Origin of the sequence: Neisseria sp. HMSC70E02 (genome assembly GCF_001838645.1) — a bacterium.
Lineage (GTDB): Bacteria > Pseudomonadota > Gammaproteobacteria > Burkholderiales > Neisseriaceae > Neisseria > Neisseria macacae.
The window spans coordinates 45,072-69,204 of record NZ_KV838100.1 but is presented as its reverse complement, the minus strand read 5'-3'; the positions used below and the strand labels follow the sequence as shown (position 1 = coordinate 69,204).

Here is a 24,133-nt window from a genome sequence, read left to right as displayed (position 1 = left end):
CGCCGTACTGGTTTAAAGTTAATCCACTATATTGAGTCAATTCGTCGATTATGCGCCGATTAAGACAATGTGTCATCCGCAGCCGGACCCAAATGTTTAGATCATGCAACCACCATCAACAAAGGTCGTCTGAAAACACAGATTTAATCTGCCAAACGTTTTCAGACGACCTTTTTGCGTAACATTCACGCCAAGCTTTAATGGATCAGTCAAAGCAAGGACTGAGTATCTCTATTCCTTTGTTTCAGATTGATTTCTGCCAAACACATTTCCGCCGACGTCAAACCCGACTGTACCGCCGCTTCCAGCGTAGCCGGATAGCGCGGATGCAGGTAGTCGCCTGCTGGATAGATGCGCCGCTGGTGCAACCAAGCAAAATCGGGAGTGGCGGAATCAGGCGTACAGGCTGTGGTCGCGCGTTTTTCGGTGATGACGCGGGCGGCTTCGGGTTCGTCCAAATAAGGGCAGATGCGTTTTACGTCGGCATGGACTTTCTCTGCCCATTCTTGGCTTTTAAACGCACCGACATGGTCGGAAACGCTGATGACGGCGGAGACTTCGTTTGCCGGCAAACCAAGTGCGCCGCGATACACCAACCATTGCGCCGTACCATCGGCAAATCCGGTCAGCGGCGCGGGCAGATGGACGGGAACGGCATAGCGAAGATAGACGGTAGTAATTGAGTGATAACGGAGATTTTGATAGGTCGTCTGAATATAGTCCGGGGTATCTTCAGGGAAAAGATGGACGGCATGATACGGCGCAACCGCAACAATAACGGCATCAAAAACCTCATCATTCACAATGACCCGTCCATCAGGAAGGTTTTTCAGACGACCCACACGGGTTTCAAGACGAATATCCGCAGCGTATTGCTTGAGTTTTGCCACCGCAGGTTCGGCGATGATTGCGCCTAAATCGCGCTTGGGCAAAAGGTAGTCGCTGCCGGATTTATCCGCCCATACGCCGTCGGACAAAACATTGCACAACACCCGCAAACTTGCATGTTCCAAAGGCGTATTGAGCGCGCCCCACACCAGCGGCTGCCAAAACTCTGCAACCAGCCTGCGCGGGACATTGCGCTGCCGCAGCCATTGGGCAACGGCCAAATCAGCGCGCTTGCCGCGTGCGTAATGCTGCAACGCAGCCATATCGGATAACAGTCTGATTTTCAGCAAAAACGAAACTTTTTTAGCACGCAATATACCGGTCAAAATATGCAGCGGTGAAGGAAGGTTCGTACTTTGAAACTGCAAACCTTCATACATATACCATTGCAGCGACAAACGGCAAAAAGCGGCTTCAGGGTCAGCGCCGATGTGTTCCATCAGCGTCAATACGCCGTGATACGCACCGAGCAAAATATGTTGCCCATTGTCCAAAAAACTGAATCCGTCAGCATTTCCAGCCAAATTACGCGCCCGTCCGCCCGCCTGACGACCGGCTTCAAACACAGTAACATCGGCACGGCGCGCCAACGACACTGCGGCGGACAAACCTGCCCAGCCTGCGCCGACGACGGCAATTTTCGGGCGAAGATGCGGAGTGTTCATGGCTTAAATCCGAATAACCAAGTTTTCAGGGCAATACGCTTTTTGCGCGGCGAAGGAATGGCAATTTTATAAGTCAGGACGTTTTGCGCGCCGTCGCGGTCGATTTCGTTCAGCAGCGCGTAATAAATCGCCACCATCACCAACCCGACTTTTTGGGATTTTTTATCGGCAGCAGGCAACAGCGACATCGCCTCGCGATAAGTTTCGCGGGCGCGTGAAACTTGAAAACGCATCAGTTCGGCAAAATTATCCGTCGGCTTACACTGCATAATCACACTTGCAGGTACGTCAAACCGTTGCATTTCCTCCATCGGCAGGTAAATACGACCGTTGCGTGCATCCTCGCCGACATCGCGGATAATGTTCGTCAGTTGCAGCGCAAGGCCCATTTTATCGGCGTATTCCAGCGTTCGGTCGTCTGAAAATCCCAAAATCCGAGCAATCAGGCAGCCGACGACGCCGGCGACGCGGTGGCAATACAGTTTTAACTCTTCAAAACTGCCGTAACGCGCCTGAACCAAATCCATCTGCATCCCGTCGATTAAGGCTTCCAATTCATATTTCGGCAGCTTGAAAGTTTCCTTAACCTGCCGCAAAGCCTGATTGACCGGATGCTCCGGCATCATGCCGCCGAATACCTTGTCCAAATCGCCGCGCCACCAGTTCAGCGTTGCCTGCGCCACATTCGGATCGGAACAGTCATCAACCACATCGTCCAATTCGCGGCAAAAAGCATACAAAACCGTTATCGCATCCCGCTTTTCCTGCGGCAGGAAACGGAAGCCCGACAAAAAACTGGAGCGGCTTTCTTCTGCCTTCTGACGGCAATAATCAAGTCCTTGCACGGCGTGTCCTAAAAATATGGTTATGAAGGACGATTTTATCGGGATTTGGGGAATTGTGGCAATTTCAGACGACCTTTCATCCCTATATTGTTCAAATCGTCCATATTTGATTTACTTCATTTTTAAGACAAGTTAATATAGACAATCGACTCTCCTAATACCAATTATATTTTATAGTCATGAACATTACGTCTAAAACACTTATCCTAACCATCCTGCTTTCCATCTCAGAAATGCAGGCTTATGCGGCAAAACCACATTACACTCCGCGTCACAATATCTCTCAAAACAGTGAAAACCAAGCCTTCCGATTGATTCAAGAAATGGCGAAACAGGGAGACACCCGCTCTCAGCTTGACTTAGGCACTATGTACGCAAAAGGCATAGGCACGACGCAGGATTACGAGCAGGCTAAATACTGGTTTGAAAAAGCAGCGCACAACGACAACGCCGAAGCGCAATTCAATCTTGGAATCATTTATTACGAAGGTCAAGGAACAGCACAAGACTATCGCCAGGCCAAATTTTGGTGGGAAAAGGCAGCCGAACAGGGCAATGCAGAAGCAGCGTTTAATTTAGGCATCATTCACTATGCCGGCATAGGTGTTCCACAAGACTATATACAGGCAAAAACTTGGTTTCACAAAGCAGCAGACCAAGGGGAAGACAGTGCGCAATTTTACTTGGGTTTGATGTATTACTCAGGTGAAGGCGTAGGCCAAGATTATAAACTTGCCAAGTCATGGTTTGAAAAAGCCGCCAAGAAAGGCAACGCCAAAGCGCAATATAATTTAGGCATCATGTATGCAGAGGGACAAGGCGTTACCCAAAATTATCCCAAGGCAAAATATTGGTACAAAAAAGCGGCAGAACAAGGCAATGCCAACGCCCAAAACAACTTAGGCGTTTTATACGAAAACGGACAAGGTGTAACCCAAAACTTTACCCAGGCAAAATCTTGGTTTGAAAAAGCCGCCGCCCAAGGCAATACCCTCGCGCAACATGCTTTGGAATACATTGTGCAGCAAAATCAAAACTGAACCCTGGATTTTTCCCAATACACCATTATCAATGGGTGAACCCTGTTCAATGCCCAGCGGGCAACTTTGCAAAGAAAGCTAAAAACAATAAGGCATACGGTTATAGTTATAACTGTATGCCTTATTTGCTGTTTCAATCCAATTTCAATTGCAATATTTATTGATATCGCTTTGATAATGTTTAATCAAATCATCACGATTTGCAGTGCGTGCACTTTCCGCAAACTGACGGTTTACGCGGGCAATCCGACAGTTGTCTTCTTTATTTTTGCGGTTTTCTTCTTCAACCTTCTTATTCTGCTCCTCAACCTGCTTATTCTGAGCCAAAATCTTCTCGTTCAGCTTAGCCTGCTGCTCTGACAGCGTCCCTTCTTGGGCATTTTCCGGTTTGGCAACTGCAGGCGTCACGTTACGGGTTCGAATGTTCACAATATTCGAACGTTCCGGCTGCAAACGATTAGGCGTATCGGAGTAGCTGGTGCTGCCACTGCCGCTTTTCCATGTATAAACATTATTTCCGGCCATTGCTCCGGCAGCATACAAAACGCCAAGCAAAAATAAGGATAAAGATGATTTGTTCATTTTGTTTTCATCGTAAACGTGTTTTCAGACGACCCTATTCTACTTGATTTTTAAAAATATGTCATATTAATTCAAAAATATGCATCGTAATGGTGTCGTAAAAAAATAATCTCAAATTGCAAACAATCCGCTGTCAACAAATCTTAGCGGGTGTTATAATGCCGTGCATCTTGCACAAACTGAAAGACTGAGCATCATGCGTATCGTAGAAAAAGCCTATACTTTCGACGATGTTTTGTTGGTTCCTGCACATTCAACCGTGCTGCCACGAGACGTTAAACTTCAAACCAAGCTCACCCGCGAAATCACGCTCAACCTCCCCTTACTTTCCGCCGCAATGGACACCGTTACCGAAGCACGCCTCGCCATTTCTATGGCGCAGGAAGGCGGTATCGGCATTATCCATAAAAACATGACGCCCGAAATGCAGGCGCGTGCTGTTTCCAAAGTGAAACGCCATGAAAGCGGCGTGGTAAAAGACCCGGTAACAGTTGCCCCGACGACGCTCATCCGCGAAGTATTGGAAATGCGCGCGCAACGCAAACGCAAAATGTCCGGTCTGCCCGTCGTTGAAAACGGCAAAGTGGTCGGTATCGTTACCAACCGCGACCTGCGTTTTGAAAACCGCCTCGACCTGCCCGTTTCCGCCATCATGACCCCGCGCGAACGCTTGGTTACCGTTCCCGAAGGCACAAGCATCGACGAAGCGCGCGAACTGATGCACGAACATAAAGTCGAGCGCGTTTTGGTCTTGAACGAAAAAGACGAGCTTAAAGGCTTGATTACCGTAAAAGATATTTTGAAAACCACCGAGTTTCCAAATGCCAACAAAGACTCCGAAGGTCGTTTGCGCGTAGGTGCGGCTGTCGGCACCGGCGGCGACACCGAAGAGCGTGTAAAAGTCTTGGTCGAAGCGGGAGTCGACGTCATCGTCGTCGATACTGCACACGGCCATAGCCAAGGCGTTATCGAGCGCGTGAAATGGGTGAAAGAAACCTATCCGCACATCCAAGTCATCGGCGGCAATATCGCAACCGCCAAAGCCGCTTTGGATTTGGTCGCAGCAGGAGCAGACGCAGTCAAAGTCGGTATCGGACCGGGTTCGATTTGTACCACCCGTATCGTTGCGGGCGTAGGCGTGCCGCAACTGACTGCCATTCACAACGTTGCCGAAGCCCTCAAAGGCACCGGCGTTCCGCTGATTGCCGACGGCGGCATCCGCTTCTCAGGCGACATCGCCAAAGCCTTGGCAGCGGGCGCATACAGCGTCATGCTCGGCGGTATGTTTGCCGGTACGGAAGAAGCACCGGGCGAAATCGAACTCTACCAAGGCCGCTCGTACAAATCCTACCGAGGCATGGGTTCTCTGGGTGCAATGAGCCAAGGCTCCGCCGACCGCTACTTCCAAGACAAAACCGACAGCACCGACAAATACGTCCCCGAAGGTATCGAAGGCCGCGTTCCCTACAAAGGTCCGATTGTGAACATCATTCACCAACTGACTGGCGGGCTGCGTTCCAGCATGGGCTATTTAGGCTGCGCCAACATCGCAGAAATGCACGAGAAAGCGGAATTTGTGGAAATCACCTCCGCCGGCATGAGCGAATCACACGTTCACGACGTTCAGATTACTAAAGAAGCACCAAACTATCACCGCTAAGGTAAAGTGAACAAAGGTCGTCTGAAAGTTTCAGACGACCTTAATTGCATCACATTCAAAAATTGTTATTCCACTTCAACTGGCTTACCTTGCTTATCAATATAAAAGAATTCATCCTCACTATAATCTTCGTCTTTAAATATATTCTTCATATTAACAAGTGCCACACCATTTTGGAAATTATTGAAAGTACCAAATTTGAACGGTATGATTACTTTGCCGGTTCTATCTAAATAGCCGAATTTGCCGTTTAATTCTGCACCAATCAAACCTTCACTCAATGAACCTAGATACGTATATTTAAAAGGGATAACTACCTTTCCCTTTTTATCGATATAACCGTATTTATCATTTTGTGAAACCCTTGCCATACCATCCTCAAAATTATAAGCACTTTTATATCGCGCAGGAATTACCCACTTATTTTCCTTATCAATATAGCCCCATTTATCAAGAATCTGAACAGCAGCTAAACCTTCATTAAAATAAAAAGCCTCTTCATATTTTGGTGGAATAACCATCTCGCCTTTTGTATTGATATAGCCATATTTATTTGTATCAGCAGTGACAACTGCAGCGAGTCCTTCACTGAATGAATCGGCTTTAACATATTGAAATGGGATGACAACTTTACCCTTTTTATCGATAAAGCCCCATTTGCCTTTTTGTTTGGCAGGGGCAATGCCTTGTGAAAAATCACCAGGCATGTATTCGAATTTTAAAGGAATAACTTCTTTACCACTGGCATTGATATAACCGCATAAAATCTGATCTGATTTTCCTACGGTTTTACATACTGCTGCCAATCCTTCAGAAAAATCATAGGCATCATAATACTTAAGTGGAACAACAACCTTCCCTTGTCGATTAACAAAGCCATGCAAAAAAGGATTCTTCTTGTTACCCGGCTTCATAACCCTAGACAAGCCTTCTTCATTAAGGCAAAAAACCGTGCTGTAACCTTCTCTACCAGTCAATTTTGGTACTTCGCAGGTATCAGCCAGTACAATAGGCATATACACTGATGCAATGAAAGCGCCTAATAATATTTTCTTCATACATTAACCTTGTTGAAAATGATGCGCGAATTTTATAAAAATTCATAAGGCATGTCCATATTCAAAACCGGCAAGATTGCTGAAAATATTTTCAGACGACCTCTTATTCACAATATAGTGGATTAAATTTAAATCAGAACAAGGCGAGGTAACGCCGTACTGGTTTAAAGTTAATCTACTATACAAGCACTGGTTTTATCTATAAGCCTTTAATCATCATATTTTACCTTGCAACTATTTCTTAAAAATATAGAAAATCAGCTACACTTCCTTAGCCATAAAAATATTTTCCAGTGTTTTCCTAAATGCCATCATATTAATGCTTTCGTCTATATCAATTTCGATGTGTTTTTTAATTTTCAGAGATTCCTGAATATCTTCCCCAAAATCAAAAGATAAAACGTGATCAATTAAATTATAAGCAACATCATTACTCTCAATTGAAAAAGTTTGCTCATTAAACTCAAAATAGATTTTATCGTCTTCGTTTTGATTGAAGGTTAAAGTGAAGTAATGGAAATCTCCCAAATCAAAATAGATATAAGATAAACCTTCATCATCAGACTCATCAAACAAGATCCCTATTGGCTTCCACATAACTGATGTCCATATAAATTTTATATAAATCCCTATTTTCCAGCTTATTATTTTTTTATTTTATTCTTTATCCCTTATTCCAACCTTAACTCATCGGCATCATAGCATCTCTTTCTATGTAAATCTTAAATAAAAAAATTCATTTTTTTTGAAAATCAAAACGCTCAATTAAATTCCAGCCTAAATAACTATTATGCCATCAATTAGAAACCTGACAATTGAAACAAATTTCGTTTTTTCAGACGACCTTCCAAACCAAGCCTTTACAGCAAGTTACCCTGCCCTAAAATCTCAAAAACTGTTAGAATACGGGGCTGTTTGAGCATATATTGCTCCCTGTGCAAACCGATGTTGACGTGAAACAAACTTACAGTCGGTTTCATAGCAGTTTTGGCGCCACCATCGGTATAATCGCCGTTGATGTGCTTTCAGCGATACTCACAGGTCGTCTGAAATGTAACAAAGCTACTTTTCTTTTTTCATCCTCATTTGGAGAATATTCATGAGCGCAATCGTTGATATTTTTGCCCGCGAGATTTTGGATTCACGCGGCAACCCCACCGTAGAATGCGATGTATTGCTGGAGTCCGGCGTAATGGGCCGTGCCGCCGTACCGAGCGGTGCGTCTACCGGTCAAAAAGAGGCTTTGGAACTTCGCGACGGCGACAAATCCCGCTACTCGGGCAAAGGCGTATTGAAAGCAGTTGAACACGTCAACAACCAAATTGCCCAAGCACTGATCGGTATCGATGCTAACGAACAGTCCTACATCGACAAAATCATGATCGAGCTGGACGGCACTGAAAACAAAGGCAATTTGGGTGCGAATGCTACTTTGGCAGTTTCTATGGCTGTTGCCCGCGCGGCTGCCGAAGATTCAGGTCTGCCGCTTTACCGTTATTTGGGCGGGGCCGGTCCTATGGCTCTGCCCGTTCCGATGATGAACGTTATCAACGGCGGTGAACATGCCAATAATAGCCTGAACATTCAAGAATTTATGATTATGCCTGTCGGCGCAAAATCCTTCCGCGAAGCCCTGCGCTGCGGTGCCGAAATTTTCCACGCGCTGAAAAAACTATGCGACGGTAAAGGCTTCCCGACTACTGTCGGTGATGAAGGCGGTTTCGCTCCTAACCTGAACAGCCATAAAGAAGCCCTGCAACTGATGGTTGAAGCAACCGAAGCTGCTGGTTACAAAGCAGGCGATGATGTCTTGTTTGCCTTGGACTGCGCATCCAGCGAGTTTTACAAAGACGGCAAATACCACTTGGAAGCCGAAGGCCGTTCTTACACCAGCGCAGAATTTGCCGAATACCTCGAAGGCTTGGTTAACGAATTCCCGATTATCTCCATCGAAGACGGTATGGATGAAAACGACTGGGAAGGCTGGAAACTCCTTACTGAAAAACTCGGCAACAAAGTACAACTGGTCGGCGACGACTTGTTCGTAACCAATCCGAAAATCCTTGCCGAAGGCATCGAAAAAGGCGTGGCAAACGCATTGCTGGTCAAAGTCAACCAAATCGGTACTTTGAGCGAAACCTTGCAAGCAGTTGACTTGGCAAAACGCAGCCGTTACGCCAGCGTAATGAGCCACCGTTCGGGCGAAACTGAAGACAGCACCATTGCCGACTTGGCAGTCGCTACCAACTGCATGCAGATCAAAACCGGTTCATTGAGCCGCTCCGACCGCATGGCGAAATACAACCAACTGCTGCGCATCGAGGAAGAATTGGCAGAAGCTGCCTACTACCCCGGCAAAGCCGCATTCTATCAACTGGGCAAATAAGAAAAGGTATTGATGTATGAAGTGGGTAACTGTTGTTTTATCCATCGCGCTTGCTTACTGCCAATACAGTCTTTGGTTTGGAAAAGGCAGTATCGGGCACACGGAAGAATTGCAGGAACAACTTTCCGTGCAGGAGGAAAAAAACCAGACGCTCACTTTGCGCAACCAGTTCCTTGCTGCGGAAGTCGATGATTTGGCGAACGGTCAAGAAGCGATTTCTGAAATTGCCCGTGTGGAATTGGGTTACGTCCAAGACGGCGAAACCTATTACCGTTTTATCGAACGCAGCCGTTAATTGCCCTGATGGGAATAAAAGGTCGTCTGAAAAGCGTTATTCCTAAATTTTAGGTATCTATAGACACCTGTTCAGACGTTTCATACAAGCCGGTTTCTGTATACCACAGAAACCGGCTTCTCTAATTTCAAAACAATATCACTCCCATCATTTCCAAAACATATGCAATCATCTATCTGTTATCAATTCATATCCGATTCCGATTCAGATATCCCATTCTCAACACGACAAAGAAATCCATCCTAGACACAAATCTTTCTATTGAGAAAAATATTGTGCTTCAAATCTAAATCCGCCCCCTATTCTTTTTCTAATATGCGGTTTCCAAACGCTTTTTGCGGTACAATACCGCCCTTAAATTTTTCCTTATTTCAAAGCACAAACCGCTATGTCCAAAAAAACCAAGCAAGAATTAGAGAACAACAAACTCAACAAACGTCTGCGCCATGCCGTCGGCGACGCGATTAACGATTTCAACATGATCGAGCCGGGCGACAAAATCATGGTTTGCCTCTCCGGTGGCAAAGACAGCTACGCCCTGTTAGACATCCTGCGCCAGCTCCAAGCCAGCGCGCCGATTGATTTCGAACTGGTTGCCGTCAATCTCGACCAAAAACAGCCGGGCTTCCCCGAAGAAGTGCTGCCGACCTATCTTGAAAGCATAGGCGTACCGTACAAAATCGTTGAAGAAGACACCTACTCCACTGTCAAACGCGTATTGGACGAAGGCAAAACGACTTGTTCGCTGTGCAGCCGCCTGCGCCGCGGCATCCTCTACCGCACCGCAAAAGAATTGGGCTGCACCAAAATCGCCTTGGGACACCACCGCGACGACATCCTCGCCACCATGTTCCTGAATATGTTTTACGGCGGCAAACTCAAAGCCATGCCGCCCAAATTGGTGAGCGACAACGGTGAACACATCGTCATCCGCCCGCTGGCATATGTGAAAGAAAAAGATTTGATTAAATACGCCGAACTGAAGCAATTCCCGATTATCCCGTGCAACCTCTGCGGCTCGCAGCCCAACCTGCAACGCCAAGTCATTGGCGATATGCTGCGCGATTGGGACAAACGCTTCCCCGGCCGTATTGAATCCATGTTCTCCGCCCTGCAAAACGTCGTACCCTCCCATCTTGCCGACCCCGAGCTTTTCGACTTCGTCGGTTTGGAACGCGGTCAAACCTTGAAACACGGCGGCGATTTGGCGTTTGACAGCGAAAAAATGCCCGAACGCTACTCCGACGGCAGCGAAGAAGACGAAAGCGAAATCAAAATCACCCCGTCCAAACCCGAACGCAAAGTCATCAATATTCTGGCGAACAAGCCGAAAACTTGCGGTTTATAACGGGATTTAGATTTTCAGACGACCTTTGGGATACCCTTTCAAGGTCGTCTGAATTTTTATAGTGGATTAACTTTAAACCAGTACGGCGTTACCTCGCCTTAGCTCAAAGAAAACGATTCTCTAAGGTGCTGAAGCACCAAGTGAATCGGTGCCGTACTATCTGTACTGTCTGCGGCTTCGTCACCTTGTCCTGATTTAAATTTAATCCACTATATATCTAAAATTCAACGTATTCTCCAGTTTGCATCAGCCTAACTGTTTTCAAAAAAATCCAGCATTATTCTTCCTCTTCTTGACAATCCATACAGAAACAATCCCAGCCTATTCTTGCGACAGCTTTTGCAGGGAAACTATATAAAGCACGAACCGTCATAGATCACAACAAAAGGTCGTCTGAACATTCAGTTTTCAGACGACCTTTTCGTTTTTCTCCCCCTCACTATTAATATACTATTAAATAGTATCTCTTACTCTAAATTAATATACAAAACAATAATATAAATTATTATATCTTTTCCATCATTTTAAACCCCGATACAATCGGCATCATACGACACAAGAAAAAATCTATTAATGTCAAATAGATAGCATTATTTTTTCCCAGCAACTTGTTCTCAAGGAGAGCCATTATGGCCAATACATTGCACTCTTTATCCCGCAGCGCAGCAAACAATAAATCAGACGTCCTTAAAGGAACGCCCCGCGATGACGTTTTACATGGCAGTCTCGGACATACCACATTCTACGGCGGCTTGGGCAACGATATTTATTACAGTAAGAACGCGGGCGATACCATTGTTGAATATGCAAATGAAGGCAATGATACGGTTTATACCAGTACAAACTTTGCCTTACCAAACCACGTCGAAAACCTGACACTGGAAGGCAACGGCAATACCTTTGGATTTGGCAACAACTCTAACAATATTCTGATAGGCAACAGCGGCAACAACCGCTTGAGCGGCGGTCGCGGAAGTGACACGCTACACGGCATGGACGGTAACGATCTACTAATGGGCGGCGATGATCGCGACTATCTTTACGGAGGTAACGGAGATGACGTTCTACAAGGCGGCGAAGATGACGACCTGCTCGATGGCGGACACGGCGATGACAAATTATACGGCGGTAGTGGCGCAGACAGCATGAGCGGCAGACACGGAAATGATAGTTACTATGTAGATAATGTAAACGATACAGTTACCGAATACAGTGGAGAAGGTACCGATACCATTTACAGCAGCGTTTCCTACACTGCCCCAGCCAATGTCGAAAAATTAACACTAACAGGCGACGGCAACACCTTTGGATTTGGCAACGACTCTGATAACACACTGACGGGAAATAGCGGCAACAACCGCTTGAGCGGTGGTCGTGGAAGTGACTATCTCTACGGTATGGCCGGTGACGACCAGCTGATGGGCGATGATGGTATCGACCATCTTTACGGAGGTGATGGAGATGACGTTCTACAAGGAGGTGGAGAAACGGACTGGCTCTATGGTGGAAATAACAACGACCGGATCGAGGGCGGTAAAGACAATGACTGGCTCTATGGCGAATATGGTAACGACTGGCTCGAGGGCGGAGATGGCGATGACCATCTCTGGGGAGGAAATGGCGATGACACTTTAGACGGTGGCAGTGGCGTAGACGGCATGAGCGGCGAAGATGGGGATGACATTTACTATGTAGATAATGTGGCCGATATCGTTTCCGAACGGGCTGGAGAAGGTAACGATACCATTTACAGTAGCGTTTCCTACGAGATAAAACACGGCTCTGCAGTTGAAAGCTTGATACTGACAGGCAATGGCAACCTCAACGGCTTCGGTAACTTTTTCAACAACACCCTGATAGGCAACAGCGGTAACAACCTCTTGGACGGTGGTTGGGGGGCAGACAAGCTCTACGGTATGGATGGTGACGACCTTCTGATCGGTGGTGATGATAACGACTCTCTTTACGGAGGTAGCGGAGATGACATTTTATATGGTGATCGAGACCACGACGTACTTGATGGTGGAAACGGTAACGATATTTTATACGGCGGCACCGATACAGACCGCATGAGCGGTGGGGACGGAAATGATGTCTATCATGTGGACAATGTAAATGACAAAGTTATCGAGCAACCGGGAGAAGGTACCGATACCGTTTACAGTAGCGTTTCCTACACCGTCTCAGCAAATGTTGAAAACCTGACTTTGACAGGCAGCAGCAACATCAACGGTATTGGCAACCATGGTGACAATGTCCTGACAGGCAACGACGGCCATAATCATTTGAGCGGTCATAACGGCAATGATTTCCTGTACGGCATGAGCGGCAACGACACACTGTCAGGCGGCAATGGAAATGACCACCTCAACGGTGGAGATGGTAATGACAGACTATTAGGTGGCAATGGACATGATTACCTCAACGGTGGAAACGGCGATGACTATCTTGCAGGAGGAACGGGTAGTAACACCATCATCACAGGTACAGGCAGAGACACCATCGCCTTTACCCCATCAGATATACATGATGGAAGCATAGATCGTGTACTCGACTTTGACCCTAAGATGGACAAACTCGACCTATCTGCTATACGTCCGCTGTTGAGTGGCGGCAGCGAAAATTTGAGTTGGTCAGATATGCTGTTTCACCGCTCTTATACTCACTCTTACCACAACTACGACAGTTCTTATCTCATCTTCGATTCAGTGGACAAAACTCTTGCTTATCATGCAGCAGGAACATTCAGTAATATTGTATTTGCCAAATTTGAGAGCAACCAAGAACTATGGTTGGGCCCATCCAATATCATCGGCTAAAGATTTGCTAAAAAGAACAGACCATTTAAAACGAATCTGCTTTTACCGGGAAACGACGCATAAAGCATGATTCGTTACGGATAGCAACAAAAGGTCGTCTGAAAATTCAGTTTTCAGACGACCTTTTCGTTTTTCCACCCTCTCAACATTAAAATACTATTAAATATTATTTCATATTTTAAATTAATATATAAAACAATAATGTAAATTATTATATCTTTTCCATCATATTATTCCCCGATACAATCCGCATCATACATACAATCAAAAAATCTATTAATGTCAAATAGATATATTTATTTTTCCCCGCAACTTGTTCACAAGGAGAGCCATTATGGCCAATACATTGCACCCTTTATACCATAACATAGCAAACAATGAATCCGTCGTCATTAAAGGCACGACCCGCGATGACGTTTTATATGGCAGTCTCGGGCATACCGTATTCTACGGCGGCTTAGGCAACGATGTTTACCACAGTAAAAATGCAAGTGACACTATCGTTGAATATGAATATGAAGGCAACGATACCGTTTACGCCGATACAAACTTTACCTTACCGACACACGTCGAAAACCTGACACTTACCGGCTACGGCAACAATTACGGTTTCGGCAACAACTCAAATAACACCCTGATAGGCAATAGTGGCAACAACCGCTTAAGCGGTGGTCGTGGTAATGACACGCTACACGGCATGGACGGTAACGACCTGCTGATGGGCGGCGATGATCGTGACTATCTTTACGGAGGTAGTGGAAATGACGTGTTACAAGGAGGAGAAGGAAACGACCTGCTCGATGGTGGATACGGCAACGACACTTTAGACGGTGGCAGCGGTGCAGACAGCATGAGCGGAGGATACGGAGATGATATTTACTATGTAGATAATGTGAACGATACGGTTACTGAATGGTGGGGAGAAGGTACCGATACCATTTACAGCAGCGTTTCCTACACAGCCCCAACCAACGTCGAAAACCTGACTTTGACAGGCTACGGCAACAATTACGGTTTCGGTAACAACTCCGACAATACCCTGATAGGCAACAGCGGCAACAACCACTTAAGCGGTGGTCGTGGAAACGACACGCTGCACGGCATGGACGGTAACGACCTGCTGATGGGCGGCGATGATCGTGACTATCTTTACGGAGATAACGGAGATGACGTGCTACAAGGAGGCGAAGGAAACGACCTGCTCGATGGTGGATACGGCAACGACACTTTAGACGGTGGCAGCGGTGCAGACAGCATGAGCGGCGGATATGGAAATGATATCTATCATGTGGACAATATAAATGATACTGTCACTGAGCGGTGGTTCGAGGGTACTGATACCATTTACAGCAGCGTTTCCTACACCACCCCAACCAACGTCGAAAACCTGACTTTGACAGGTAGCAATAACATCTTCGGCATTGGCAATTATGGCGACAATACCCTGACAGGCAACAGCGGGCATAATCGCTTGAGTGGCGAAGAAGGCAATGATACCTTGTATGGCATGAGCGGTGACGACACACTGTCAGGCGGCAATGGATATGACTATCTCAACGGTGGGGACGGTGATGACTATCTTGCAGGCGGTTTAGGCAGCGACACCATCGTCACAGGTGCAGGCAAAGACACCGTCGCCTTTACTGCAGCAGATATCCGTGAAGGTAGTATAGACCGCATTACCGACTTTAACTCTAATATGGACAAACTCGACCTATCTGCTATGCGTTCTCTGCTGAGCGGCAGCAGTGCAAATTTGAGCTGGTCAGAGATGTTTGTTAGAAACCCTTCTTATTACGATGCTGACCGTTCTTATCTCGTGTTCGATTCATATCAACAAACTCTTGCTTATCGTGCGGCAGGTGCAAGTAGTAATACCGTATTTGCAAAATTCGATAGCGACCAAGCAGTATGGTTGAACGCTTCCAATATCATAGGCTAAAGATTCGCTTAAAAACATCGTCTGAAAATCTAACTGTAGGGTAAAGTACATTACACTATAAAAAACTGCACCTTAGTAAACCTACTAAGGTGCAGTTTAATCTATTCTAAAGCCTAAAACATCATTTCAGACGACCTTTTTAGCAGGGAATAAACTGTTTTTCTCTACTTTTTATTTGAAACAGGTTCGCAACCAGTATCACCGTTTTTAGTTGTTAACTTAGCTTTGGCCGATTCTGCATCGGTACATTTGTAGGCATTACCCAAACTATCCATCCAAACGGAAAGTTTGTAATTCGTCCCGCTTTTCGGGGTAGCAAAAAGATAATAGGCCCTGCTGTGTTTAGAGTCCTTATCTTTCATTGCGCCACTGAAATCATATTTAGCCGCAACCTCAGATGTAGCCTGATATTTCTTAAAAAACCCAGCGTCCCCCTCAATTTCATCTTTCATTTTGAGGGCGGGATTTTTGACCAATTTGGTTTTCAAGGAATTATTGATGATAACCAATTCAGCATGCGCCTGAGATTGATAGCCGCGTTCGATGTAATGGATATAGGAAGGGTAAGCGATAGTGCTGAGGATGCCGATAATAGCAATAACAATCAGCATCTCGACCAGCGTAAACCCTTGAAATTTAGTGATAGACGTATTCATGATTTTATCTATTTATTCGTTGGCTACATAGGATTGCAGCATGACTACCGTATTTTCGTTTTTTCCCCATGCTTTCGCAGTGACGCGATAAATGGTACGGTTGTCGGTAGAATTGGTGCTTAGGTATTCGATAATGTAGCGGGGAGGCTTTTTAGCCCCGCTATTTTTATCAATCGGATACTCTCTACCATTAACATTGATACATTCTGTTTCTTTCTTAGAATGTGAATCAAGACATTCTGCATGCTTTCTTTTCCAAGCTTCTTCAACTTTGCTCAGATCAGCCTCGCCTTTAACATCAATAATACCAGTTGGGGTAGTGTATTCTTTAATACTGAGCTGTTTGGCTCTACAAAGCCCCTTGGAACATTGATCATTAAAAATCTGCGTGCCTTCTTCAATAGAATAGATATAGTCCTCACCTTCGCGTAATGCAGCTTCCGCAAGCGTAGTAGCAAATTTATGGTCGGCATCATTAGTACTGATTCGCTGCTCGGTATTATAGGACTGGGTCGCAGTAACAACGAGCAAGGCGATGACGATCATGATCATCAGGACAATGAATAATGCAAAGCCCTTTTGTGCAGAGGCTTTAGCAGGATGGTTTAGAGTAATCGGTCTGCGCATTTGTTTCCTCCGCGTACAGTTGCATTGATTTGATAGAGTTGAACTTTGTTTTCATCATTGCTTCCGCCTGCATTAAAACTGCCACTGTTCAGCAAGAGTTCGATAGCGGCCGGGGCTTCATCATTAGACAGATTCTGAGTATATTTAAATGTCTCATCTTTTGACTTATCCTCACCCTGCTTCTGAGCATTTCCGGCAGGAGTTGGGGCAGGTACAGACGCAGATGCTACTTCACTTTCCTCAAATGTTTCAGGACAGCCTTCGGTATAAAAGTAATGAATACTCATACTTTCAACTCCCTTAATCAGCAACTGCGGGTTACTCCACTCACCTTTATCTGTCAGTTGGAAACGGTAAAGACCTTTTTGCCCTCCGGCAGTACCCACAGCATAGGCATTCACCTCATGTTTCATGATGGAGATATTGCCTGCTTGGGAACCATCTGTCTTTAAAGCTGCTTTACTATCAGTAATTTGCTTGCCTGGTTTGGTAATGTTTGTGCAGCTGCTGGCTACTACTGTTGCCGCGTCTGGTGATGCGGTATCAATGCCGTATTGGAAAATCAGCGCCTTACCGCTCTGTTCAAAATCAGTTACACCTAAAGAATCTGTTTCTCTGACAGCAGGAAGCATTTTCCCACTACCTTTAAGCTTGAGAAAATCTTTGGAGCCAGAATCAGCGATAACGGCTTGAGCATCATATGCCGACATATTGAAACAGCCGAAATTCCCAGCCATACGGGCATCACGTACGATCTGATTAGACGCGTTGCGCAAATCTTGCTGAACATTTAAGCGTGCAGTGGCAGCAGTGTTCAAACTGCGTGCAGTAAAATAACTGGAGCTGACAGCCAGCAGGACTATCATGCTCAATGCGCTTGCCACAAGGAATTCAATCAGACTGAAGCCTTGCATACCTGCTTTTACCGGAATGTGTGGGCGGTTTTTATTATTCATTATTTTTCCCTTACGCGTACTTGGTAGGTGTAAATGATGGAATCTTCATATGTTTTGACGTCACTTGCGGCTTTACCGCCTTCTAAATCTTTAAGCCATAAGACTTTGATAACGGTATCAGCATCTGTTTTTTTATCGCAATTTTCGTGGAAAGTTCCGTCATAAGTAGCTTCCTTGTTCAAACTATCTTGGCATACTGAGTAGTAGAACGCAGAGTCAGGAAGAGCTGCTTTCAGTTCGTCATGAAATTTACCAAGCTGTGCTTTAGCCAACTCTTCTTTTTTCATACTCTCTTCCTCTTTCAGCGGTCCTTTTTTCAATGGCTCAGTAGAGGAATCACCGTATGTGGTGTAATAATCCTTATAATTTTTACACCACCCCCTACCATTCCTGCTATTGGTTGCTCCCTGTTTAGGGGTTGGGCATTCTACAAGCCTCGGATTAATCAACATCCCTTCCACTAAATTTTGGGTAAGTTGCGATACGATAGTCTGTCCTTCCGCTTCGCGTACGCTGGAAACGGTACGCAGTTGGATGGCAAGCAGAGCGAGAACGCCGATTGCAAGGACAAACATGGCGACCAAAACTTCAATTAAAGTCATACCTGATTGATATGGCTTAGAAAAACTTACCGATCTCGTTTTGGCGAATCTGGATTCGCTCGTTTTCAGACGACCTTTTGTACGTAATGTCATGGGTTTCATAGAGCTATATTTTATTGTTAGGGTTGTTTATTGGATTTTGCTTTAGATTCTGCATATTTGCAGAGATCACGTGAATCTGACTTGGCGCAGATTTCCACTCGTCCGCTACTGTCGACCAACACAATGCTGGCACGAGACTTTTTGGTGCTTTCTGTAGTTGCGGCGGAATCGGTCATGCTGATTTTGATATAGCCGTCTGAGTAGGTAAAATCAGATTTTTTACTGGGTTTCTTGACGGAATAGCCAAAAGTACCATTCGGTTGAAATGCCCAAAAAACAGGCTGTGAATCAGAGTCTTTGCCACCGAATTTGACATGGTCAAATTGATAGGTGACTTTATTCGCATCCTTAGCGTTCAAGACAATAGTGCGCAGGAAAATATCTGCCCTATCATCATTGTAGTTAACATCACCACTCTTATCAGCATAGGCCAAGATGCCACTTTGATTGTATTTGGTATCACATTTATTGTCTGGAATCCCGTTTTTTCTGATTTGTACGGGACAGACATAGACAGGGAGATTGAGGCGGACTGCTTCGGCTCGTGCGAAACGCAAGAGGTTTGCCACCTGCTCTGCCTGACTGGCAGCGCGGCGGGAGGCAATCCATTCGCTCATATTGGGAAGGGCGATGGTGGCCATGATGGCGGTAATAGCGATCACGACCAACAATTCGATTAAGGTAAAACCTTTTTGTTGTGCGTACATGAGTAGTAAAAACGTCTAGAGTTAAGTAATGTGTTTTATCATCCGGCTTAGAATGTTTTTATCGCCGGTAATTATGCGGTTTGGCTCATTCTAAACGATATTGGGATGAATTGCCTAATAAAATATGAAATTTGCTTGGTTTTTAGACTGATTTGTCTCAATCTTCCATCAATGCGGATTCGGGAATGTAGGCTGCATTGTCGAATTTGGTAAATTGTCCCATCCAAGTGAGGAATACTTTCCCGACGGGACCGTTACGGTGTTTACCGATAATACATTCCGCAAGGCCTTTCATTGGCGATTCTTGGTTATAGTATTCGTCGCGGTACATAAACATAATCAGGTCGGCATCCTGCTCGATGGCACCGGACTCCCGCAAGTCGGACATCATTGGGCGCTTGTCGGTACGCTGCTCTACGGTACGGCTCAACTGTGACAAAGCAATGACGGGAACTTGCAGCTCCTTCGCCAAGGCTTTGAGGGAACGCGAAATTTCGCCGAGTTCAGAGGCGCGGTTGTCCGAACGGCCTGAACCTGCCATCAATTGCAGGTAGTCAATCACGATTAAGCCCAATTTTCCGTTGAACTGGCGTGCAAGACGACGGGCGCGGGCGCGCAATTCGAGCGCAGTCAAGCCCGGTGTTTCGTCAATATACATAGGCGCATCGGAAAGCTTGACTACTGCTTCATTCAGACGACCCCAATGTTCATCTTCCAATCTACCTGTTTTCAAAACGCTTTGGTCAAGCCTGCCCACGGAACCCAGCATACGCATCACCAGTTGCGCGCCGCCCATCTCCATAGAGAATACGGCAACAGGCAGCTTACCCTCTACGGCAACGTGTTCGGCGATATTGATCGAAAAGGCAGTTTTACCCATAGACGGACGACCTGCCACAATAATCAAATCGCCCGGCTGGAGACCCGAGGTTTTTTTATCCAAGTCGATAAACCCTGTCGACACGCCGGTCACTTCATCGGGATTGTCGCGTGAATAAAGCATGTCGATGCGCTCGACCACTTCCTTCAAAAGCGCAGGCATTTCGAGAAAGCCCTGTTTGGATTTAGCCGTACTTTCCGCAATTTGGAATACTTTGTTTTCCGCTTCATCCAAAAGCTGTCCCGCATCCCTGCCTTGCGGATTGTAGGCGCTACGGGCAATTTCGGTACCGACTTCGGCAAGCTGGCGCATGATGGAACGCTCGCGCACGATTTCGGCATAGCGGCGGATATTCGCAGCAGACGGCGTGTTCTGCGCCAAGGTAATCAGATAATTGAATCCACCCGCCGCCTCTAGTTCCTCATTGCGCTCCAAACTCTCCTGAACGGTAATCACGTCGGCAGGACGGCTTTCGTTAATCAGATTGGCGATGGCGCGGAAAATCAGGCGGTGTTCGTGTCGGTAGAAGTCTTCACCGGTAACTACATCGGCGATTCTGTCCCAAGCCGAATTCTCGAGCAAAAGACCACCCAAAACGGATTGCTCCGCCTCCATAGAATGCGGCGGCAGCGACAACGCGCTGACTTCGCGGTCTTCAGACGACGTATCGGGATAATCGTTCATGGCAGTTGCTCTTAGGCTAAAATGGGAGTCCGCTATTATAGCGTAGTGGAAATCGGGTTGGCATTACCTTTGTTCTGACTTGCCTACCATCAAGAAATAGATAGGTCGTCTGAAAATATTCAGACGACCTTTTTGCTATAATTTCCCTTTTCCCCGAACCGAAAACAGGCGGCAATATGGAAGTCATCCAATACCCAAATTCCCCCTTCAAACTCCACCAACCCTTCCCACCCGCAGGCGACCAGCCTACCGCTATTGCCGGTCTGCTCGAAGGGCTTTCAGACGGCCTGGCCTATCAAACCCTGCTCGGCGTAACCGGTTCGGGCAAAACATACACCATGGCCAACGTCATCGCCCAAAGCGGCCGCCCCGCCATCATCATGGCGCACAACAAAACCCTTGCCGCCCAGCTTTACGCCGAAATGCGCGAGTTTTTCCCCGAAAACGCAGTGGAATATTTCGTCTCCTACTACGACTATTACCAGCCCGAAGCCTATGTGCCCAGCCGCGATTTGTTCATCGAAAAAGACAGCGCGATCAACGAACACATCGAGCAGATGCGCCTTTCCGCCACCAAAAACCTGATGACGCGCGACGACGTGATTATCGTCGCCACCGTGTCCGCCATTTACGGTATCGGCGACCCGACCGAGTATCAACAAATGGTGTTGTCCGTCAAAGAAGGCGACACCATCGAGCAGCGCGACATCATCGCCACGCTCGTTTCCATGCAATACGAACGCGGCGATTTGGACTTCAAACGCGGCAGCTTCCGCGTGCGCGGCGACGTGATTGACGTGTATCCTGCCGAAAGCTCCGAAAACGCCTTGCGCATCAGCCTGTTTGACGACGAAATCGACCGCCTCGATATGTTCGACCCGCTTTCAGGCAGCCTGCACCAACGCGTCGGACGCTACACCGTCTTCCCGTCCAGCCACTACGTTACCCCGCGCGATACCGTCTTGCGCGCCTGCGAATCCATCAAAGAAGAACTGCGCGAACGCATCGAATTTTTTGCCCGCGAACAACGCCCCGTCGAACAACAACGCATCGAACAGCGCACCCGCTTCGATCTCGAAATGCTCTACGAAATGGGCTTCTGCAAAGGCATCGAAAACTACTCCCGCCACTTCTCCGGCAAAAAAGAAGGCGAACCGCCGCCCACGCTGATGGACTACCTGCCCGACAACGCCATCATGTTCATCGACGAAAGCCACGTTACCGTTACCCAAATCGGCGGCATGTACAAAGGCGACGCCTCGCGCAAGCAAAACCTCGTGGACTACGGCTTCCGCCTGCCTTCCGCCCGCGACAACCGCCCGCTCAAATTCCACGAATTTGAAAAAGTCATGCCGCAAACCATCTTCGTTTCCGCCACCCCCGCCAAATACGAAGAAGAACACGCCGGACAAGTGGTCGAACAAGTCGTCCGCCCCACAGGGCTGGTCGACCCCAAAATCATCATCCGCCCCGTCGCCACCCAAGTCGACGATTTAATGAGCGAAATCAACGACCGCATCCAAAAAGGCGAACGCGTACTCGTTACCACCCTCACCAAACGCATGGCGGAACAACTCACCGACTATTACAGCGAACTCGGCATCAAAGTGCGCTACCTGCACAGCGACATCGACACCGTAGAGCGCGTTGAAATCATTAGAGATTTGCGGCTCGGACTGTTTGACGTACTCGTCGGCATCAACCTCTTGCGTGAAGGCTTGGACATCCCCGAAGTCTCCCTCGTCGCCATCCTCGACGCCGACAAAGAAGGCTTCCTGCGCTCCCACCGCAGCCTGATTCAAACCATAGGCCGCGCCGCGCGCAACGTGAACGGCGTCGCCATCCTGTACGCCGACAAAATCACCGACTCCATGAAAGCTGCCATCGACGAAACCGAACGCCGCCGCGAAAAACAGATTAAATTCAATGAAGAACACGGCATCGTACCGCAACAGATTAAAAAACAAGTCAAAGACATCATCGACGGCGTGTACCACGAAGAAGACGGCGGCAAAGGTCGTCTGAAAGGCAAAAACAAAGTTAAAGTCGGCGAGATTCACAATGAAGAAGATGCGATTAAAGAAATCGCCAAACTGGAAAAAGCCATGCAGCAGGCGGCCAGGGATTTGCAGTTTGAAGAGGCGGCGGTAATTCGTGATAGAATTCGGGGGATTAAGGAAGGGTTGTTGTTTGGGGCGTAAAATTTATGCTTTTGATTTTATATAGTAATTATTGAGGTTTCAGTTATGTCCAATTTTGATGAAGTTGTTAGTACATATCAAAAAAATAAAGAGAGAGTAGAATCACTAATTCAGATTTATAAAAATCTAGGAACAGAAAAGAAAAAGGGGAGAAAGTCTGTTTTACATACAGATATATTACGTTCTTCAGTTGTATTTTTGCATGCATCTCTAGAAGAAGTAATGCGGGGTTTAGCAATTATTATATGGCCCACGAAAGATGCTAAATTTATTAATGATAGAGTGCCGTTATGGTCAGAGAAAAAAAAAGATAGATCTGATAAATTTTATTTAGGGGAATTACTTAATTTTGAACCTGACACAACAATTAGGGAGATAATCCAAGACTCTGTCAAACAATATATAGATTCAAAATTCACAATTAATAATGTTGGTCAACTAAAAAAAGAAATAACAGATTTAGAAATTTTTGTGAATATTTCTGACTCAGAAGCTCAAATATTAGAAGGTTTTTTTCAAAGAAGACATTCTATTGTCCATCATGCAGATAAAAATAATAATATTGGAGGAAGTGGAAACCATAGTACAAAAACAATTAAACCTAAGGATGTTGAGAAGTATATAACAGAAGTAGATAAGGTAATTCAGGCGTTATTTTGCGAAATGCAAAAGCAAGCGTAGCCCGTGTAAGGTATGTAGCAAGCGTAGGGTGGACACTTGTTGCCCACGCGTTCTATGCCCCAAGGCAGCCTGAAACCGCGTGGGCATAAATCCCCACCCTACACCCAAAAAAAAGCAGCCTGCACTTTGAAACACCTTCAAAGTGCAGGCTGCTTTTCTATTGCGTGGCGTTACCGCTTATTCAATAACCACCCGTGCATTCAGCGGCTGTACAGGGCGGTTGTTGTGCGAACCAACGGCGCGGGTGAATTTCTCCGCTTGCGCCTGGTCGATGTGGTCATAAGACTTCAACACCAACCATGATACGCCCTCGGTACATGGCGGCGTGGTCAGCGAACCGGCAAAGCGGTAGTAACGCAGGTTGCGCGGCAACAGTGATGCGGCATTGAACGGCTGATCCAGTTTCACTTTTCCTGCCGTCATTGGCATGGCGTTCCAGATGGAAGCCAGGCGGTTGTTGGTCCTGCCGGCTTCATACAATACTGCCAATACCAAAGGCTGGCGGTTTT

20 protein-coding genes and 2 pseudogenes are annotated in these 24,133 nt (G+C 46.5%); 9 read left to right on the top strand and 13 right to left on the bottom strand.

The features are described from left to right. Positions 1–209 precede the first annotated feature (209 nt). Both hpnE and hpnD read right to left on the bottom strand, forming a co-directional pair. The gene (gene hpnE, locus HMPREF3277_RS07555) at positions 210–1,553 is read right to left on the bottom strand and encodes a hydroxysqualene dehydroxylase HpnE (RefSeq protein WP_070870605.1); all 1,344 of its coding nucleotides are present in this window, start codon (positions 1,551–1,553) and stop codon (positions 210–212) included. Continuing rightward, a complete protein-coding gene (gene hpnD, locus HMPREF3277_RS07550) occupies positions 1,550–2,398 on the bottom strand; it encodes a presqualene diphosphate synthase HpnD (protein ID WP_070870604.1) in 849 nt (282 codons plus the stop codon). Before hpnD ends, hpnE begins: the two co-directional genes overlap by 4 nt. 179 nt (positions 2,399–2,577) lie before the next feature. Here hpnD and HMPREF3277_RS07545 point away from each other — a divergent pair, with 179 nt between their 5' ends. Continuing rightward, positions 2,578–3,438, top strand: a complete 861-nt coding sequence (locus HMPREF3277_RS07545; RefSeq protein ID WP_070870602.1) for a tetratricopeptide repeat protein — start codon at positions 2,578–2,580, stop codon at positions 3,436–3,438. Positions 3,439–3,582: 144 nt separating this feature from the next. On the opposite strand, the gene HMPREF3277_RS07540 is transcribed toward HMPREF3277_RS07545, so the two are convergent. Beyond that, positions 3,583–4,020 (bottom strand): DUF4124 domain-containing protein, encoded by a 438-nt coding sequence (locus HMPREF3277_RS07540; RefSeq protein WP_003756761.1) that lies wholly within the window; start codon positions 4,018–4,020, stop codon positions 3,583–3,585. 196 nt (positions 4,021–4,216) lie between these two features. On the opposite strand from HMPREF3277_RS07540, the gene guaB reads away from it, so the two are divergent. Then, on the top strand, positions 4,217–5,680 hold the full coding sequence (guaB, locus tag HMPREF3277_RS07535) for an IMP dehydrogenase (RefSeq protein ID WP_070870601.1): 1,464 nt from the start codon (positions 4,217–4,219) through the stop codon (positions 5,678–5,680). 65 nt (positions 5,681–5,745) lie between these two features. Here guaB and HMPREF3277_RS07530 read toward each other — a convergent pair whose 3' ends face one another. Together HMPREF3277_RS07530 and HMPREF3277_RS07525 are read right to left on the bottom strand one after the other, a co-directional pair. After that, entirely contained in the window at positions 5,746–6,738 is a 993-nt protein-coding gene (locus tag HMPREF3277_RS07530) for a WG repeat-containing protein (protein ID WP_070870599.1), read from the bottom strand. A 261-nt stretch (positions 6,739–6,999) separates the two neighbouring features. After that, positions 7,000–7,335, bottom strand: coding sequence for an RNA polymerase subunit sigma (locus HMPREF3277_RS07525; RefSeq protein ID WP_070870597.1), 336 nt, complete (start codon positions 7,333–7,335; stop codon positions 7,000–7,002). 502 nt (positions 7,336–7,837) lie between these two features. On the opposite strand from HMPREF3277_RS07525, the gene eno reads away from it, so the two are divergent. The 3 genes from eno (at position 7,838) to ttcA (ending at position 10,767) form a co-directional block, all read left to right on the top strand. Continuing rightward, entirely contained in the window at positions 7,838–9,124 is a 1,287-nt protein-coding gene (gene eno / locus HMPREF3277_RS07520; protein ID WP_070870596.1) for a phosphopyruvate hydratase, read from the top strand. 16 nt (positions 9,125–9,140) lie between these two features. Next, on the top strand, positions 9,141–9,419 hold the full coding sequence (ftsB, locus tag HMPREF3277_RS07515; protein WP_003743241.1) for a cell division protein FtsB: 279 nt from the start codon (positions 9,141–9,143) through the stop codon (positions 9,417–9,419). A 388-nt stretch (positions 9,420–9,807) separates the two neighbouring features. After that, on the top strand, positions 9,808–10,767 hold the full coding sequence (gene ttcA, locus HMPREF3277_RS07510) for a tRNA 2-thiocytidine(32) synthetase TtcA (RefSeq protein ID WP_049230729.1): 960 nt from the start codon (positions 9,808–9,810) through the stop codon (positions 10,765–10,767). Positions 10,768–10,918: 151 nt separating this feature from the next. On the opposite strand, the pseudogene HMPREF3277_RS15330 reads toward ttcA, so the two are convergent. Further along, positions 10,919–10,981: pseudogene (locus HMPREF3277_RS15330) on the bottom strand (transposase); the annotation flags it as partial. Positions 10,982–11,396: 415 nt separating this feature from the next. Between HMPREF3277_RS15330 and HMPREF3277_RS07505 the strand changes: the two are divergent. Both HMPREF3277_RS07505 and HMPREF3277_RS07500 read left to right on the top strand, forming a co-directional pair. Continuing rightward, positions 11,397–13,586, top strand: coding sequence for a calcium-binding protein (locus HMPREF3277_RS07505; protein ID WP_070870594.1), 2,190 nt, complete (start codon positions 11,397–11,399; stop codon positions 13,584–13,586). A gap of 334 nt (positions 13,587–13,920) precedes the next feature. Beyond that, on the top strand, positions 13,921–15,528 hold the full coding sequence (locus tag HMPREF3277_RS07500) for a calcium-binding protein (protein ID WP_070870592.1): 1,608 nt from the start codon (positions 13,921–13,923) through the stop codon (positions 15,526–15,528). A gap of 164 nt (positions 15,529–15,692) precedes the next feature. Here the strand turns inward: HMPREF3277_RS07500 and HMPREF3277_RS07495 are convergent, their stop codons facing one another. From HMPREF3277_RS07495 to dnaB, 6 genes are all read right to left on the bottom strand, one after another. Further along, positions 15,693–16,184, bottom strand: coding sequence for a PilX family type IV pilin (locus tag HMPREF3277_RS07495; RefSeq protein ID WP_070870591.1), 492 nt, complete (start codon positions 16,182–16,184; stop codon positions 15,693–15,695). Between the two features lie 12 nt (positions 16,185–16,196). Further along, a complete protein-coding gene (locus HMPREF3277_RS07490) occupies positions 16,197–16,811 on the bottom strand; it encodes a pilus assembly PilX family protein (protein WP_070870589.1) in 615 nt (204 codons plus the stop codon). Then, on the bottom strand, positions 16,790–17,767 hold the full coding sequence (locus HMPREF3277_RS07485) for a PilW family protein (protein WP_070870588.1): 978 nt from the start codon (positions 17,765–17,767) through the stop codon (positions 16,790–16,792). Before HMPREF3277_RS07485 ends, HMPREF3277_RS07490 begins: the two co-directional genes overlap by 22 nt. Further along, the gene (gene pilV / locus HMPREF3277_RS07480) at positions 17,767–18,471 is read right to left on the bottom strand and encodes a type IV pilus modification protein PilV (protein WP_094113501.1); all 705 of its coding nucleotides are present in this window, start codon (positions 18,469–18,471) and stop codon (positions 17,767–17,769) included. The genes HMPREF3277_RS07485 and pilV overlap by 1 nt, the downstream gene beginning before the upstream one ends. A 17-nt stretch (positions 18,472–18,488) precedes the next feature. Beyond that, positions 18,489–19,178, bottom strand: coding sequence for a pilus assembly FimT family protein (locus HMPREF3277_RS07475; RefSeq protein ID WP_070870587.1), 690 nt, complete (start codon positions 19,176–19,178; stop codon positions 18,489–18,491). A 157-nt stretch (positions 19,179–19,335) separates the two neighbouring features. After that, positions 19,336–20,742, bottom strand: coding sequence for a replicative DNA helicase (gene dnaB / locus HMPREF3277_RS07470; RefSeq protein WP_003764236.1), 1,407 nt, complete (start codon positions 20,740–20,742; stop codon positions 19,336–19,338). 176 nt (positions 20,743–20,918) lie between these two features. On the opposite strand from dnaB, the gene uvrB reads away from it, so the two are divergent. Together uvrB and HMPREF3277_RS07460 are read left to right on the top strand one after the other, a co-directional pair. Then, the gene (gene uvrB, locus HMPREF3277_RS07465; protein ID WP_070870585.1) at positions 20,919–22,943 is read left to right on the top strand and encodes an excinuclease ABC subunit UvrB; all 2,025 of its coding nucleotides are present in this window, start codon (positions 20,919–20,921) and stop codon (positions 22,941–22,943) included. Positions 22,944–22,988: 45 nt separating this feature from the next. Further along, complete coding sequence (locus HMPREF3277_RS07460; protein ID WP_039405269.1) at positions 22,989–23,624, top strand: HEPN domain-containing protein; 636 nt, start codon at positions 22,989–22,991, stop codon at positions 23,622–23,624. 177 nt (positions 23,625–23,801) lie between these two features. Here HMPREF3277_RS07460 and cah read toward each other — a convergent pair. After that, positions 23,802–24,133 (bottom strand): annotated as a pseudogene (gene cah, locus HMPREF3277_RS07455) (carbonic anhydrase); the annotation flags it as partial.

Excerpts from the sequence above, each read along its gene's own strand:
- eno (WP_070870596.1), top strand. The coding sequence starts at position 7,838 with ATGAGCGCAATCGTTGATATTTTTGCCCGCGAGATTTTGGATTCACGC.
- HMPREF3277_RS07525 (WP_070870597.1), bottom strand. The coding sequence starts at position 7,335 with ATGTGGAAGCCAATAGGGATCTTGTTTGATGAGTCTGATGATGAAGGT.
- ttcA (WP_049230729.1), top strand. The coding sequence starts at position 9,808 with ATGTCCAAAAAAACCAAGCAAGAATTAGAGAACAACAAACTCAACAAA.
- pilV (WP_094113501.1), bottom strand. The coding sequence starts at position 18,471 with ATGAAACCCATGACATTACGTACAAAAGGTCGTCTGAAAACGAGCGAA.
- guaB (WP_070870601.1), top strand. The coding sequence starts at position 4,217 with ATGCGTATCGTAGAAAAAGCCTATACTTTCGACGATGTTTTGTTGGTT.
- HMPREF3277_RS07545 (WP_070870602.1), top strand. The coding sequence starts at position 2,578 with ATGAACATTACGTCTAAAACACTTATCCTAACCATCCTGCTTTCCATC.
- dnaB (WP_003764236.1), bottom strand. The coding sequence starts at position 20,742 with ATGAACGATTATCCCGATACGTCGTCTGAAGACCGCGAAGTCAGCGCG.
- HMPREF3277_RS07500 (WP_070870592.1), top strand. The coding sequence starts at position 13,921 with ATGGCCAATACATTGCACCCTTTATACCATAACATAGCAAACAATGAA.
- hpnE (WP_070870605.1), bottom strand. The coding sequence starts at position 1,553 with ATGAACACTCCGCATCTTCGCCCGAAAATTGCCGTCGTCGGCGCAGGC.
- HMPREF3277_RS07505 (WP_070870594.1), top strand. The coding sequence starts at position 11,397 with ATGGCCAATACATTGCACTCTTTATCCCGCAGCGCAGCAAACAATAAA.
- HMPREF3277_RS07530 (WP_070870599.1), bottom strand. The coding sequence starts at position 6,738 with ATGAAGAAAATATTATTAGGCGCTTTCATTGCATCAGTGTATATGCCT.
- HMPREF3277_RS07460 (WP_039405269.1), top strand. The coding sequence starts at position 22,989 with ATGTCCAATTTTGATGAAGTTGTTAGTACATATCAAAAAAATAAAGAG.
- HMPREF3277_RS07540 (WP_003756761.1), bottom strand. The coding sequence starts at position 4,020 with ATGAACAAATCATCTTTATCCTTATTTTTGCTTGGCGTTTTGTATGCT.
- HMPREF3277_RS07475 (WP_070870587.1), bottom strand. The coding sequence starts at position 19,178 with ATGTACGCACAACAAAAAGGTTTTACCTTAATCGAATTGTTGGTCGTG.
- HMPREF3277_RS07490 (WP_070870589.1), bottom strand. The coding sequence starts at position 16,811 with ATGCGCAGACCGATTACTCTAAACCATCCTGCTAAAGCCTCTGCACAA.
- uvrB (WP_070870585.1), top strand. The coding sequence starts at position 20,919 with ATGGAAGTCATCCAATACCCAAATTCCCCCTTCAAACTCCACCAACCC.
- HMPREF3277_RS07485 (WP_070870588.1), bottom strand. The coding sequence starts at position 17,767 with ATGAATAATAAAAACCGCCCACACATTCCGGTAAAAGCAGGTATGCAA.
- ftsB (WP_003743241.1), top strand. The coding sequence starts at position 9,141 with ATGAAGTGGGTAACTGTTGTTTTATCCATCGCGCTTGCTTACTGCCAA.
- HMPREF3277_RS07495 (WP_070870591.1), bottom strand. The coding sequence starts at position 16,184 with ATGAATACGTCTATCACTAAATTTCAAGGGTTTACGCTGGTCGAGATG.